This is a genomic window from Pseudomonas sp. Lz4W (assembly GCF_000346225.2).
In the GTDB taxonomy this organism is placed as follows: Bacteria; Pseudomonadota; Gammaproteobacteria; order Pseudomonadales; family Pseudomonadaceae; genus Aquipseudomonas; species Aquipseudomonas paraversuta.
The window spans coordinates 4885654-4899583 of record NZ_CP017432.1 but is presented as its reverse complement, the minus strand read 5'-3'; the positions used below and the strand labels follow the sequence as shown (position 1 = coordinate 4899583).

Annotated in this window: 13 protein-coding genes, 1 rRNA gene and 1 pseudogene; 12 read left to right on the top strand and 3 right to left on the bottom strand. The window is 58.4% G+C overall.

Translation table 11 applies throughout. The features are described 5' to 3' along the window. The first annotated feature begins 90 nt into the window (after window positions 1-90). The 3 genes and pseudogenes from rrf to B195_RS23295 all read left to right on the top strand — a co-directional run bounded on the left by rrf (window position 91) and on the right by B195_RS23295 (window position 2391). Window positions 91-206: ribosomal RNA gene (gene rrf, locus B195_RS22320) — 5S ribosomal RNA — on the top strand. Between the two features lie 304 nt (window positions 207-510). After that, window positions 511-1536, top strand: a pseudogene (locus tag B195_RS23300) (cache domain-containing protein); the annotation flags it as partial. A 69-nt stretch (window positions 1537-1605) separates the two neighbouring features. Then, the gene (locus B195_RS23295) at window positions 1606-2391 is read left to right on the top strand and encodes a methyl-accepting chemotaxis protein (protein ID WP_369826399.1); all 786 of its coding nucleotides are present in this window, start codon (window positions 1606-1608) and stop codon (window positions 2389-2391) included. A gap of 74 nt (window positions 2392-2465) precedes the next feature. Here B195_RS23295 and B195_RS22310 read toward each other — a convergent pair whose 3' ends face one another. Next, window positions 2466-3164: a GntR family transcriptional regulator gene (locus tag B195_RS22310; protein WP_003438179.1), complete on the bottom strand. Its 699-nt coding sequence runs from the start codon at window positions 3162-3164 to the stop codon at window positions 2466-2468. Window positions 3165-3400: 236 nt separating this feature from the next. Between B195_RS22310 and B195_RS22305 the strand changes: the two genes are divergently transcribed. The 9 genes from B195_RS22305 to B195_RS22265 all read left to right on the top strand — a co-directional run bounded on the left by B195_RS22305 (window position 3401) and on the right by B195_RS22265 (window position 12784). Then, a complete protein-coding gene (locus B195_RS22305) occupies window positions 3401-5014 on the top strand; it encodes a glycosyltransferase family 39 protein (protein WP_003438180.1) in 1614 nt (537 codons plus the stop codon). Then, window positions 4995-5252 carry a DUF2789 domain-containing protein gene (locus B195_RS22300; RefSeq protein ID WP_003438182.1) on the top strand — a complete coding sequence of 86 codons (258 nt, stop codon included), beginning with the start codon at window positions 4995-4997 and terminating at the stop codon, window positions 5250-5252. The genes B195_RS22305 and B195_RS22300 overlap by 20 nt, the downstream gene beginning before the upstream one ends. 100 nt (window positions 5253-5352) lie before the next feature. Beyond that, on the top strand, window positions 5353-5784 hold the full coding sequence (locus tag B195_RS22295; RefSeq protein WP_003438183.1) for a MarR family winged helix-turn-helix transcriptional regulator: 432 nt from the start codon (window positions 5353-5355) through the stop codon (window positions 5782-5784). Next, the gene (locus B195_RS22290) at window positions 5781-7871 is read left to right on the top strand and encodes an FUSC family protein (RefSeq protein WP_003438184.1); all 2091 of its coding nucleotides are present in this window, start codon (window positions 5781-5783) and stop codon (window positions 7869-7871) included. The genes B195_RS22295 and B195_RS22290 overlap by 4 nt, the downstream gene beginning before the upstream one ends. Next, window positions 7868-8077, top strand: a complete 210-nt coding sequence (locus B195_RS22285) for a DUF1656 domain-containing protein (RefSeq protein ID WP_003438187.1) — start codon at window positions 7868-7870, stop codon at window positions 8075-8077. Before B195_RS22290 ends, B195_RS22285 begins: the two co-directional genes overlap by 4 nt. Continuing rightward, the gene (locus B195_RS22280; protein WP_003438189.1) at window positions 8074-8976 is read left to right on the top strand and encodes an efflux RND transporter periplasmic adaptor subunit; all 903 of its coding nucleotides are present in this window, start codon (window positions 8074-8076) and stop codon (window positions 8974-8976) included. Before B195_RS22285 ends, B195_RS22280 begins: the two co-directional genes overlap by 4 nt. After that, window positions 8973-10418, top strand: a complete 1446-nt coding sequence (locus tag B195_RS22275; protein ID WP_003438190.1) for an efflux transporter outer membrane subunit — start codon at window positions 8973-8975, stop codon at window positions 10416-10418. The genes B195_RS22280 and B195_RS22275 overlap by 4 nt, the downstream gene beginning before the upstream one ends. Before the next feature lie 107 nt (window positions 10419-10525). Beyond that, window positions 10526-11161 (top strand): hypothetical protein, encoded by a 636-nt coding sequence (locus B195_RS22270; protein WP_003438193.1) that lies wholly within the window; start codon window positions 10526-10528, stop codon window positions 11159-11161. Window positions 11162-11299: 138 nt separating this feature from the next. Further along, on the top strand, window positions 11300-12784 hold the full coding sequence (locus tag B195_RS22265; protein ID WP_003438196.1) for a YdgA family protein: 1485 nt from the start codon (window positions 11300-11302) through the stop codon (window positions 12782-12784). A 74-nt stretch (window positions 12785-12858) separates the two neighbouring features. Here B195_RS22265 and B195_RS22260 read toward each other — a convergent pair whose 3' ends face one another. Together B195_RS22260 and nudK are read right to left on the bottom strand one after the other, a co-directional pair. Further along, on the bottom strand, window positions 12859-13269 hold the full coding sequence (locus tag B195_RS22260) for a VOC family protein (protein ID WP_003438199.1): 411 nt from the start codon (window positions 13267-13269) through the stop codon (window positions 12859-12861). Between the two features lie 24 nt (window positions 13270-13293). Then, the gene (nudK, locus tag B195_RS22255; RefSeq protein WP_003438202.1) at window positions 13294-13893 is read right to left on the bottom strand and encodes a GDP-mannose pyrophosphatase NudK; all 600 of its coding nucleotides are present in this window, start codon (window positions 13891-13893) and stop codon (window positions 13294-13296) included. Window positions 13894-13930 lie beyond the last annotated feature (37 nt).

Sequence of the window (13930 nt, the reverse complement as noted above, 5' to 3'; positions counted from 1 at the left end):
CCTGTCTGCTCACGCAGACGGGGATTTTGTTTTTATAGAAGTCCCAAGTTTTCGCAGGCACGTTTTGATAACGGATCTGCTACAGAATTTCTTGACGACCATAGAGCATTGGAACCACCTGATCCCATCCCGAACTCAGAAGTGAAACGATGCATCGCCGATGGTAGTGTGGGGTTTCCCCATGTGAGAGTAGGTCATCGTCAAGATTGAATTCCGAAACCCCTGTCTGCTCAACGCAGACAGGGGTTTTGTTTTTGCGCCGGGAAAATTTCTGGCGCCGCCTCCTGTCTTCGGACCACCCCTGCGTCCTCCCTCAAAATCCAGGTAACGACAAGCCAGGTCGTACTCCCGTCGGGTTTTAAAAATACAGCTAAGTTTTCCGCAGTCGGTGCCGACAGCCTTATGAGCAATGCGTGCATTCAGTACAGCTATCCCCGCTGGCTGTCTCAAGTGCTACACGGAATTTTGTACCCGCACGCATCCCACCTTTCGGCATAAGAAGTCCATGCAATGAATCTCAAGTTCAGCCATAAAATTCTTCTGGCCGCTTCAGGCGTCGTGGTTCTGGCGTTTGCGTTGTTCACTTTGTACAACGACTATCTGCAGCGAAATACGATCAACCAAAATATCGAGTCGTCGGTGGAGCAGGCAGGCAACCTGACAGCCAGTAGCGTCCAGAATTGGTTGAGCGGTCGTATCCTGGTGTTGGAGAGCCTTGCACAAAGCGTTGCTCACCAGGGCAGCCAGGCTGATTTGCCAGGGTTGGTCGACCAGCCTGCGTTCACCTCGAACTTCCAGTTCACGTACGTTGGTCAAGCTAATGGCGTGTTCACACAGCGACCTGACGCCAAAATGCCAGAGGGCTATGACCCCCGTGAGCGCCCTTGGTACAAACAGGCTGTAAGCGCCGGCAAGACCATGCTCACACCGCCTTATATGGCAGCTGTTGGCGGTTTGATCGTGACCATTGCCATGCCCGTCAAGAAAGACGGTCAACTGCTGGGTGTAGTGGGAGGCGATCTGAGCCTGGACAGTCTGGTTAAAATTATTAACTCGGTGGATTCCGGCGGTTTGGGCTACGCATTTCTGGTGAGCGGTGATGGCCAGGTCATCGTCAGCCCGGACAAAGACCAGGTTATGAAAAACCTGAAGGATATATACCCGTCCAGCAACCTGAAGATCGAGAAGGGCGTTCAAGAGGTGCAACTCAATGGCCAGGAGCGAATCATCTCCTTTACCCCGGTCACAGGCTTGCCCTCTGCAGACTGGTACATCGGCCAGTCGTTGGACAAACAAAAAGCTTACGCCCCTCTGTCTAAGTTCCGCACCTCTGCGTTGATCGCAATGTTTATTGCGGTGGCAGTGATTGCTCTGCTTCTGAGCCTGTTGATCCGGGTCCTGATGCGGCCGCTGACCACCATGGGGCGTGCCATGCAGGATATCGCCCAGGGTGAAGGCGATCTGACACGGCGTCTGGTGATTGAAAACAAGGATGAATTTGGCGAGTTGGCCAGTTCATTCAACCAGTTCGTGGAGCGTATTCACGCGTCGATCTCCGAAGTGTCCTCCGCGACCCGTCAGGTCCATGATTTGTCCCAGCGCGTAATGGCATCGTCAAACGCGTCAATCATTGGCTCCGATGAACAAAGCGCGCGCACCAACAGCGTTGCAGCAGCCATCAACGAACTGGGCGCAGCCACCCAGGAAATCGCGCGCAACGCCGCAGATGCTTCGCAGCATGCCAGCGGCGCCAGTGAACAGGCAGATGATGGGCGCAAAGTCGTTGAGCAGACGATTCAGGCCATGACTGAACTTTCCCGGAAGATCAGCCTGTCGTGTGCCCAGATCGAAACCCTGAATGCCAGCACCGACAACATTGGGCACATTCTGGATGTGATCAAAGGGATCTCCCAGCAAACCAACTTGCTGGCCCTTAACGCAGCCATTGAGGCCGCGCGTGCGGGCGAAGCGGGCCGCGGGTTTGCCGTGGTGGCGGATGAAGTACGCAACCTTGCTCACCGCACTCAGGAGTCGGCAGAGGAGATTCATAAAATGATCACCTCGCTGCAAGTGGGTTCCCGCGAAGCGGTCAGCACCATGAATGCCAGCCAGGTATCCAGCGAGGACAGTGTTGAGGTGGCCAACCAGGCCGGCGCGCGTTTGATCAGCGTGACCCAGCGTATCGAAGAAATTGACGGCATGAACCAGTCAGTTGCCGCGGCAACTGAAGAACAGACCGCCGTGGTCGAATCCCTTAACGTGGACATCAACCAGATCAATCTGCTGAACCAGCAGGGTGTGGTCAACCTCAACGAAACCCTTAAAGACTGCGATGCGCTTTCGCAGCAGGCCAGCCGCCTCAAACAGCTGGTCGACAGCTTTAAAATCTGAGGTGCAGGCGCGCGGGGAGCCCTGGTTTCTGCGCGCTGATCAAAGACATATCCACAGCCCTGGCGTTTTGAACGTCAGGGCTGTTTTGGTTTTTGCTTGTCGAGATAGTGGGTAATGGCTTTTACCCCGCGGTGTAGATGAAGCTCCAGCTCTTTGATACACGCCTCGATATCCCGGGCGCGGGCATGACGCAGCAAGGCGCGGTGATCGTCCTGAGACAGCTTGCCCAAATTCATCTGCTCAAGGTTAAAGCGCAGAAAGCGCTCTTCTTCAATCAGCCCTTCATCAATCAGCGCCAGCAGTTTTTTGTTCGGTGCCTTGCAGTAAAGCGCCTGATGAAATTGCCGATTGAGAGTGCCCATCCTGCTCCAGTCGGTTTCCACTTCGAGAGCCTCGATATAACCGGCAGCCACTTCAAAATCTTCCTCACTCAACAACGGCAGTGACAGGCGCAGGGCTTGTGTCTCGAGCAGCAAGCGGAGTTCATAGGTTTCCAGCGCGTCGTCCTCGATCAACGGCGCGACCACTGCCCCTTTGTGCTGCACGGTTTGCAGTAAACCCTGGGCTTCAAGCTGACGCAGCGCTTCGCGAACCGGCATGCGACTGACACCAAACAAAGTCGCCAGGGCCTGTTGCCGAATAGCGGTGCCACAGGGCAACCGGCCATCAAGAATGGCGTTGCGCAAGGACGCTTCAATCACCGACCGGGCCAAATGGGCAGGTATGGGGCCGGCTACTTCGATACTGCTTAAAGGATTATTTTTGACAGCCACGTTGGCACTACCTACGGCAGTTCAGTACGTTAATTTGGATCCAATTAAAAGCTAGGTACTGACCTGATCCTTGTCAAACCTTGTAACAGTTAGTTTAGCGTGACTGCGCGCGAGTGATTTCATCTTGCCACCTTCTTTTCTTGTATCCGGCCCCACCACACAGCTGCTCCTTGCCCTACAATCGCCGGAGATCAAGCTGCCCGAGTGCAGCGTCAATGCGCAGCTGCAGGTGACGGATGGGCGTACTCAGTAGTAATGGTGTGGACGAAAAAATGCTTCGCGTCCTTGAATCGCCTCACAACCTACTGGCCGGATTGCTTCGTCAGCCATGGGTATGGGCCATTTTGTTACTGGCCTGCGCGATGCGTTTCTATGGGGCTACCGCCTCTGCCATTTGGTGTGATGAAGGCTCAAGTCTGATGCTGAGCGACTACTCGCTCGCGGGCATCTGGTTCCACGCCGCACACGATGTTCATCCACCGTTGTACTTCATGCTGTTGCACGGCTGGATGGCGCTGTTCGGCGACAGTCTGGTTTCGATTCGCGCCCTCAGTGTTTTGCCCGGGGTCGCCACAGTACTGCTGGGGATGTGGCTGGTCCGGCTGATTGCGACCCGCCGGGCTGCGTTGCTGGCCGGCCTGCTTCTGGCGTTGTTGCCGACCGCCGTGCGCTATAGCCAGGAAGTGCGGATGTACTCACTGATGGGGTTATGGCTGATCGCGGCAACGATTGCCCTGGTTTACTGGGTTAAAGCGCCCGACAACAACCGCTATCTGGTTATCTACAGCGTGCTGATGGCTGCCGGGTTTTACACCCATTACTTCACCGCCTTCTGTGTGATTGCCCACTGGTTGTACCTGCTGCTGAGTGGTCGCAGTACCGGCGGACTGATCAAACGCCCTGCCTGGTGGGTCGCCAACGCCTGCATCATGTTGTTGTTCATGCCCTGGCTTCCGGGGCTGGTAGACCTGCTGCAACACATGGGTGAACTCAAGACCGGGGGCGATGTGGGCTGGGAGCCCGGGGTTGATGCCCGCTCGCTACCGGCCATGACCTGGCAGTTGTTGATTCAGGACGAAGGCGACAGCCTTGCCTGGCCATTGTTCTGGCTGGCACCGCTTGCCCTGCTTGTCGGGGCGGTATGGATGGCGGTGAGGGATGCAACACCCCATAGATTCACCAGGCTGATCGTGATCTACACCCTGCTGCCGATCCTGGCCATTTACGCCATCTCTTTTGCCTCACCGCTGTTCATCGAGCGCTACGTGATGTTTGCTGCCCTGGGCCTGCCGCTGATTGTTGCGATAGCGGTGGATCGCCTGCTCAACCACCGGCGCGCGCTGGCCATCGTATTGCTGACGCTGTTTTCCGGTACCGAGATGGTGGGTTTGCGCAGCAACTTCACCAGTGATGCCGATCATTTTGACCGTCTGGTTGAGCATGTGAATCAGCAGTTTTTGCCGGGTGACCGAATCGTGGTCAGTGACCTGTTCTGGTACTTCAGCTACGTCTATTACAACAAGACCGGGTCTGTGCCCATGCTCTACACACCGCCGCTGGAGGATGGCTCATCGGGGCGTCCGAACAATTACGGTTTTGGTACGCTGGTGAACGCCAATGGCGCGAAAATCTACGTTGATCGCCTGGTGGACTTGCCTGCGGGTACAGGGCGTATCTGGTTAATCAGCAGCAAGGTGCAACCGGACGACTTTGCACCGATTCCACCGGGTTGGCACAAAGCTCAGGACTTAACCGTCGATGACACGCAGGCTCGACTATATTTGACCTGCGCGGGCGCCGAATGCGTCCCGCCTTACCGGAGTCTTTCTGATGCAAGCACCCACCCATAGTCTTCCCTCATTGTTCAAGCAGCTAGGTCTGCCCAACGAGCCAGCAGACATTGAGAAATTTGTCTCTTCGCACTCGCCACTCAAGCCGGATCTGAAGTTGCACGAGGCTTTTTTCTGGACGCCGGCTCAGGCGGCTTTCCTGCGCGATGAAATAAATGAAGACGCCGACTGGGCAGAGGTTGTTGATCAATTGAATCTGATGCTGCGCACAAAACCGGTCACCGGTAAGCAGAATTAACTGGTAACACTTGACTGAGATCATTTGCCCGCGCAATATTAATAGTTAGCAAACTAACTTTATGTGATACCCCTTGCCTGACACTCTTGATCAACTCCAGATGAGCATCAGCACCGGTATGGTGGTTGCGACTCGCCACTGGCGTCGCGTCTGCCAGAACACGCTGGTCAATTACGGAATTTCCGAAGCCTGCGCCATGCCGTTGCTGATTATCGGCCGTCTGGGAGAAGGCGCACGCCAGGTCACCGTGGCCCAGGCCGCCGGTATGGAAAGCCCGTCGCTGGTGCGCTTGCTCGATCAGATGTGCAAGGCCGGTTACGTGCTGCGTCATGAAGACGCCAGCGATCGCCGGGCCAAAACCCTCAGCCTGACTGACACCGGGCGCTCCCTGGTGCAGTCGATTGAAGCGCAGCTTGTACAACTCAGGCGTACAGCGCTGGCGGGGGTCTCAGTGGCAGATCAGGAAGCCGCATTACGCGTCATCAAGGCCTTCGAAGCTGCCGGCCAATTGCCTGATGGAGCCGCTTCTTGAACGGTTTTTTCAGCAGCATGCCGCCCGCCCGCGACTGGTTCTATGGCGTGCGCACCTTTGCCGCCTCGATGATCGCGCTGTACATCGCCCTGTGGATGGAAATGCCCCGACCCTATTGGGCAATGGCCACGGTCTACATCGTCTCCAGCCCCTTCGTCGGCCCCACCAGTTCCAAAGCCGTGTACCGCGCCCTGGGCACGCTACTGGGTGCTTCGGCGGCGGTATTTTTTGTACCCATGTTTGTACAAACCCCGTTTTTGCTGGTGCTGGTGGTCGCGCTCTGGACCGGCATCCTGTTGTTCCTGTCGCTGCACCTGCGCACGGCCAACAGTTACATCTTCATGCTCGCGGGCTACACCATGCCCATGATCGCCTTGCCGATCGTGGACAACCCGCTCAACGTATTCGACATCGCTGTCTCGCGCACCGAAGAAATCCTCCTCGGGATTGTCTGTGCGGCCGTGGTGGGCAGCATGTTCTGGCCCCGGCGGCTGGCCCCGGTGTTTGTTGATTCCGCCGCCAAGTGGTTTGGCGACGCCGCCAGCTACAGCAAGCATTTTCTGGCCCGCGACGTAGAGCCGAGTAAAGCCAGCGGCCTGCGCTCATCTATGGTGGCAACCTTCAACAGCCTGGAGTTGATGATCGGTCAATTGCCCCACGAAGGTGCGTTGCCGCAGACCGTGCGCAACACCAAAGAACTGCGCGGGCGCATGATCAACCTGCTGCCGGTGGTCGACGCGCTGGATGACGCGCTGTATGCCCTGGAGCGGCGTACCCCCGAGCTGGTGGACAAAATAGCGCCCTTGCTGGCTAAAAGCCGGGACTGGCTCGAAAGCACTCGCGAAGGCGCCCCTGTCGAGGCCTGGAAGGCTCTGCGCCATGAACTGGAACTCTTGCAGCCCAGTGCCGAAGCGCTGGATGAGCGACGCCAGCTGGTGTTCTCCAATGCGCTCTACCGGCTGGGCGAGTGGATTGATTTGTGGCAAGACTGCCGCAGCCTGCAACAGGCGATTGCAACGGGCAGTCAGGATATCTGGCGCGCGGTTTACCGGCATTGGCGCCTGGGCCGGCTGACACCGTTTCTGGATCGGGGCCTGATGCTTTACTCCGCATTTTCCACGGTGACGGCAATTGTTGTCGCCTCGGTGTTGTGGATCTTGCTCGGCTGGACGGACGGCGCCAGCGCGGTGATTCTGGCGGCCGTGGCCTGCAGTTTTTTTGCCGCGATGGACGACCCGGCGCCGCAGATCTACCGGTTCTTTTTCTGGACCTCGCTGTCGGTACTGTTCGCCAGCCTGTACCTGTTTGTGATCCTGCCTAACCTGCACGATTTCCCGATGCTGGTCCTGGCGTTCGCCGTGCCCTTTATCTGTGTCGGTACGCTGACGGTACAACCGCGCTTTTACCTGGGGACCTTGCTGACCATCGTCAACACGGCCTCATTCATCAGCATTCAGGGGGCCTACGACGCAGACTTCATGGTGTTCATCAACGCCAACCTGGCCGGTCCCATCGGCCTGCTCTTTGCTTTCGTCTGGACCCTTATCGCCCGCCCCTTTGGCGCCGAACTGGCGGCTAAACGCCTGACGCGTTTCAGCTGGCGCGATATCGTCACGCTGACCCGGCCCGCAACCCTGGCCGAGCACCGGCACATGGGCGCGCAAATGCTTGATCGGCTGATGCAGCACCTGCCGCGTCTGGCGATGACCGGCCAGGACACAGGCAGCGCCCTGCGTGACTTGCGAGTGGCGCTCAACCTCCTGGATTTGCTGGCCTACTCACCCCGGGTCACCGGCGAGCGGCAACGCCTGCTGGGCCAGGTAGTCAGCGAGGTGGGGGAGTACTTCAGCGCTTGCCTCAAGGCCGGCGAACGCCTGCCAATGCCCAATGGTCTGCAAATGACCCTGGACCGCACCCGCCGTGCGCTTAACGCCCGCGAAATGCAGGACGAGGGCGAGGCCCGGGTGCACTTGCTCCACGCCTTGAGCGGTTTGCGCCTGGCCCTATTACCGGGTGTGGAGTTCATCGTTGATGAGCACGACCTGCCACAGTCCCATGCCCATGGCATTGACGGAGCGCCGCTATGATCGGTGACGTAGATATCAGCGGGGTGTTTCTGCCCACGCTCCTGGTGCTGATGGGCATCACTTACATATTGTTTTTGCTGGTTCACGCGCTCCTGACGCGTATGCACTTTTACCGCCTGGTCTGGCACCGGGCTTTATTCAACGTCGGTCTCTACGCTTTGCTACTCGGCGTTGTGGATTCGTTTAGTCGATATCTAATGACATGAAAAAACCTCTATTGACCTTGGGCCGTGTCGTTCTCACCTTGTTGGTGGTGGCGTTCGCCTGCGTCGTGGTCTGGCGCATGACCATGTATTACATGTTTGCCCCCTGGACGCGCGATGGCCACATTCGCGCCGACGTGGTGCAGATTGCCCCCGATGTGTCGGGCCTGATCAAGCAGGTGGATGTGCGTGACAACCAGCCCGTCACCCGTGATCAGGTGCTGTTCATCATCGATCAGGAGCGTTTCCGTCTGGCCTTGCGCCAGGCCCAGGCAGTGGTTGCCGATCGCAAGGAGACGCTGGCCCAGGCCCAGCGCGAAAGCAAACGCAACCGCGGGCTGGGCAATCTGGTAGCCCGCGAGCTGCTTGAAGAAAGCCAGTCCCGGGAACTGCGTGCGCAGTCAGCCCTGACTGAAGCCGAAGTCGCCGTGGACAGCGCGCAGCTCAATCTGGATCGCACCGTCGTGCGCAGCCCGGTTGATGGCTACGTCAACGACCGCGCTCCCCGGGTCAATGAGTTCGTCACGGCCGGCAAGCCCGTGCTGTCGATTGTCGACAGCAGCTCGTTCCATATCGACGGCTATTTTGAAGAAACCAAACTGGACGGCATCCATGTCGGTCAGAGCGTCGAGATCCGCGTGATCGGCGACAATGCTCGCTTGCGTGGCCATGTCGAAAGCATCGTGGCCGGTATTGAAGACCGCGACCGCACCAGCGGCCAGAACCTGCTGCCCAACGTCAACCCGGCATTCAGCTGGGTGCGGCTGGCGCAGCGGATTCCGGTACGCATCGTGTTTGATGATGTGCCAGCCGATTTCCGCATGATCGCCGGGCGTACCGCGACCGTTTCGATCGTCGCGGACAAGGTCAAAGACAAACCGGCGCAGGAGACTGCGCAATGAAAGCGGTCCACCTGGCAGCCCTGGGGCTGGGCTTGCTGCTGTCCGGCTGCCAGATGCTGGGGCCGGATTACCACCTGCCCAAGGACTCGGCCATGCAGCGTCCTGATTTGCAGGGCGAGCTGGCGGGTGAGGGCGCGAATGTGGTGTCGGCGCCTGTACCGGCCGACTGGTGGAAACTGTATCAGGACCCGAGACTTGACGAGCTGGTGCGCCAGGCCATGGCTTCCAATACGGATCTGCGAGTGGCGGCGGCCAACCTGTCGCGGGCGCGGGCTCAAGTTGAACAGGCGCAGTCTGCGGGTGGCTGGAGCGGTTCGGCGAAGGCGGGCGCCCAGCGTCTTCAGGAGTCCGGTGAAGCCTTCCTGCTGACGGACAAGGTCCCGGTAGCCAACGTCGGTGACCTTGGCCTCAGCACCTCGTATCAGTTCGACCTGTGGGGCACGTTGCAACGCGGTATCGAAGCGGCGCAGGCCAATGCCGATGCAACCCAGGCGGCAGCCGATACCGCACGTATCACAGTGGTGGCCGACGTGGTGCGCGCCTATACGCAAGTTTGCGCGGCCAATGAAGAACGGCATATCGCCGAAGAGTCGTTGCAGTTGCAATCGCAGAGTACCCAGCTGACGCAGCGTCTGCGCGATGCGGGCCGGGGCGACGAAACCCAGGTAACGCGTTCCGAAACTCAATTCAGATCATTACGCGCCGAACTCCCGCGCTACCAGGCGCTGCGTCAGGCAGGGTTGTTTCGCCTGTCGATGCTCATTGCCAAACCCCTCGACCAACTGCCCGCCGGCGTTGCCGATTGCGCAGAGCTGCCACACATCGCCCAACTGCTGCCCGTGGGCGACGGCGCAGCGCTGCTCAAGCGTCGGCCAGACGTACGTCAGGCCGAACGTCATCTGGCTAGCGCCACGGCCGAGATCGGTGTAGCCACCGGTTCGCTGTATCCGGACATCAGTATCGGCGCGACCGTGGGTACCGTGGGCCTGCTGGAAAACCTCGGCACGGCACCGACCAACCGCTGGGGCTTTGGCCCGTTGCTGAGCTGGACCATCCCGACCAACGGTTCGCGGGCCCGTATTCGTGAAGCCGAGGCGGTGACCCAGGGCGCGCTGGCCAGGTTTGACGGCGTGGTGCTTAACGCCATTCGTGAGACCCAGACCAGTCTCGTGCAATACACCGCCTTGCTCCAGCGTCGGGATGCCCTGGCCCTGGCAGGCGATTCGGCTAAAACGGCTGCCGAGCAAACGCACCAGTTCTTCCTCGCCGGGCGTGAATCGTTTCTTGCAGACCTGCAAGCCACCCGCACTTACACCGACGTGAAAGCGCAACTGGCCACCGCCAACACCCAGGTTGCCATGAGCCAGATCGACTTGTTTCTGGCCCTCGGTGGCGGCTGGGAAAATGCACAGGCGAAAGCCCCGGAGCACGCTAAACCCTGACAGGGTTGCTATGCTTTGAAGGGTCGGTATCGGAACGATGGTTCAGGGCATACGCGGGTCTCAAGTCCTCCCCATCGCGCAAGCAGTGCTTGATGGGGATACTAATAATGAAAAATCCATATGCTCCCGGTTTCTGGTGCGCAGTCGCAGCCCTGGTGCTGCTCTCTGCGACTTACTTCTACGGCATCATGCTGGCGCACCAGATCGACAAGGCGATGGTCTTCCTCGACAGTGCCAGTGCCCTGATCGCCGTGCTGGCCATCGTCGTTGTGGCCTGGGCGTCGGTGCAAACCAGGCAAATCCAGCAGCGGCAAATAGACAAGGGCCAGACGCGGGTCATGATCTGGGACACCAAAGTCGCGCTGCGCCGGGTTGAAACCGTATTCGACCGCTATTTCTGGGGCAGCTACTGGCAGCCGGGTCGCACCTTCCAGGAGTTCATGGGTGAACTCACCGGCACCCCGCTGGAAAAAAGCCTCGAGGCCCTGAAATCCCAATGTCTGAAACTCGACAGGGCCCTGGCGCCTGAGGATCGTGAATGGCTCGACCACGCCCATGCGCTTTCAGATGTAGCCTCAGCCATGGCCCGGGAACGCTATCAACTGGATTACTCAGGCATATCACTCAACGCTGTCGGCGAAACCTCGGTCGACCACGAGCTGGAAGTGCTGGTGTATACCTGGAGCGCCAGCCTCAAGAGCTTCGATCATCAACTCGACGAAATGGAGCTGCGCTACGCGTGATCTGCGCCATATCGGACGGTGCCGAAAAACAGCGTCCAGCCCGTTGCCAGTGTTAACCTGCTTGCACTTTTCGGCCTATGACGGGCTTGCTGAAGACCGCATATCTTTCAACACAACGGACATTGAACGGGTCAATTAATGAATAAACCATTAGGCGTACTGGTAGGGATTGTTGTTATTGCAGGTGCCCTGAACACCGCAGGCGCGTGGTACACCGGCACCAAGCTTGAGGATGTACTCAAGACCTCGATCCAGGAAGCCAACAAGGAACTGGCGTCCCAGCTGCAAGGCACCACCACCCACGGCACTATCGAACTGGTTTCCCTTGACCGCCACCTGTACAGCAGCACTGCGCACTACCGTGTGAATCTGCAGGACGACGCCGCAGGCCCGGACGCCCAACCGGTAGAACTGCTGTTTGTGGACAATATCGAACATGGTCCGTTGCCATGGTCGCGGATCAAGACGTTCAAGTGGATGCCAGTGATGGCGACCAGCAACTATTCGCTGGAAAAAACCCCGTACACCGAAAAATGGTTCGCCGCCGCCAAGGACCAGTCTCCGCTCAAAGGCCAGGTTACCCTGGGCTACAACCGCTCGGTTGACGGGAACATGGAGCTGCTGCCGTTTGAAGCCCAAGTTGACGAGAACTCCAGCATCAGCTTCTCCGGGTTGACCATGGATGGCCAGACAGATGCCGAGGGCATAAACCTCAAGGCCAAAGGCTACATGGACCATCTGGTGCTTCAGGCCGCCACGCCCGGGCAACCGCCAGTTCGCGTCGAGCTCAATGGTCTGACCCTGGCCAGTGACCTGACCAAAAGCAGCTATGGCTTCTACCTGGGGCAGAACGTGCTGGAGCTGAGTGAGGGCCAGTTGACCTTTGGCGAGCGCCAGTCGGTGGCCAAGATCAAAAACTTCGAATATGCCGGCTCGGCTTCTGCCAACGGCAGCCTGATGTCAGGGCGTCTGTCGTACAACGTGGGCGACATCACCCTGGACGACAAGCCGGTGGGCAGCGCGCAAATGATCATGACGGCCAGCAGCCTGGACATTCCGGCCATGCAATCGCTGTTGCAGATCTACCAAACCAAATTCGAGCCTCAAGCCGACGGCACAATGCCTATGGCGCAGTTGACCCCGGCAGAGCAAGCGCAGATGCAAGCCGAGGTCGAAAAACTGCTGGCGGCCAAACCACAGCTGGCGCTGGAAAAACTCACCCTTAAAACCACCAATGGCGAAAGTCAGTTCAACCTTGCCGTGAGCCTGGCTCAGCCGACTTCGTTCGAGCAGCCGCCTATCGAAGTCACCAAGCAAACGCTGACCTCCCTGGACGCCAAGCTGCAATTGTCCAAACCCATGATTGCCGACCTGTCCGCCGTTCAGGCACAACTGGCCGGCCAGACCGACCCGCAAACCATCGCGAAAATGGCCAGCGCCAACAGCGAAATGGCGGGTGTCATGGCCGTGCAAACGGGCCTGGCAAAAGTGGATGGCAACAACATCCTGGCGTCCCTCAACTATGCCGCTGGGGAAGTGGATTTCAATGGTCAAAAAATGAGCCTTGAAGACTTCATCAACGTGATGATGACCCGCTTTGGCAGTGGCCCCGACCACCTGTAAACCCCGCTGATCTGCAGGAGCAGGCTTGCCCGCGATCTTTTCCATTGGCTGAAAGATCGCGAGCAAGCTCGCTCCTACGCAATGGCCATCGACCTGGCAAACACAAAGCACAGCTTGTTGCCTTCGGGGTCACGGCAATAGGCGCCGTAATAATCGTCGCCATATTGTGGCCGGTTGCCCGGAGCACCCTCATCCGTGCCGCCGAGGCGCAAGGCCGTATCCCAGGCCGCTTGCACCTGCTCGATCGAGTGCGCGGCAAAACTCACCTGCACACCATTGCCCCAGGTCGCGGGCAAACCATTGATCGGCGACTGAATGTAAAACTGCGGCCAGTAAAGTCCGGGGCGCTGCCAGCCCGCACCCGCAGGCCCGCGGTCTTCATCATCATGAACAATGCGCACCAGGCCCAGAGTGGCCAGCACCCCGTCGTAAAAGACTGCCAGCGCCGGTACATCCCGCGCGCCGATCTGGATATGGCTATACATAAGCAATCTCCCGAAGTGAAAAACTCAGCAATCCACAAGTCCGTGCAGCTTCGCGTATTGCAAGAGCATGATGGTCTTGCCGTCCTTGATTTCTCCCGTGTCGATCATTGCCAGTGCGTCGTCCAGAGGCAACTCCAGAACTTCGATCTCCTCGCCCTCGGCTTCAAGGCCTCCACCCTCGCTGACCTTGTCCTGGTCAGAGTATTCCCCGACAAAAAAATGCAGGCGCTCGGTAACCGAACCGGGGCTCATGAACGCTTCAAACACCTTGCGTACATTTTCAATGCGATAACCGGTTTCCTCCTGGGTTTCCTTACGGATACAGGTGTGTGGATCATCCTGATCCAGCAGTCCTGCGCAGGTTTCGATCAGCATGCCGTCATGTTCGTTGACGAAGGCGGGGAAGCGGAACTGGCGGGTCAGCACCACGGTTTTTTTCAGCGGGCTGTACAGCAGGATCGTCGCACCGTTACCACGGTCATAGGTCTCCCGGGACATCTTTCGCCAGATCCCGTCCCGTCCCTGGAAGTCGAAGGTGGTCTTGCGCAGCACGTACCAGTTGTCCGACAGCACTTCAACTTGCTGGATTCGCACACGGTCCTTGGTGGCCAGGGCTTGCTTCATGGTTTCTCTCCTTGTTTTGTGCGATTGAGGCTGCTGG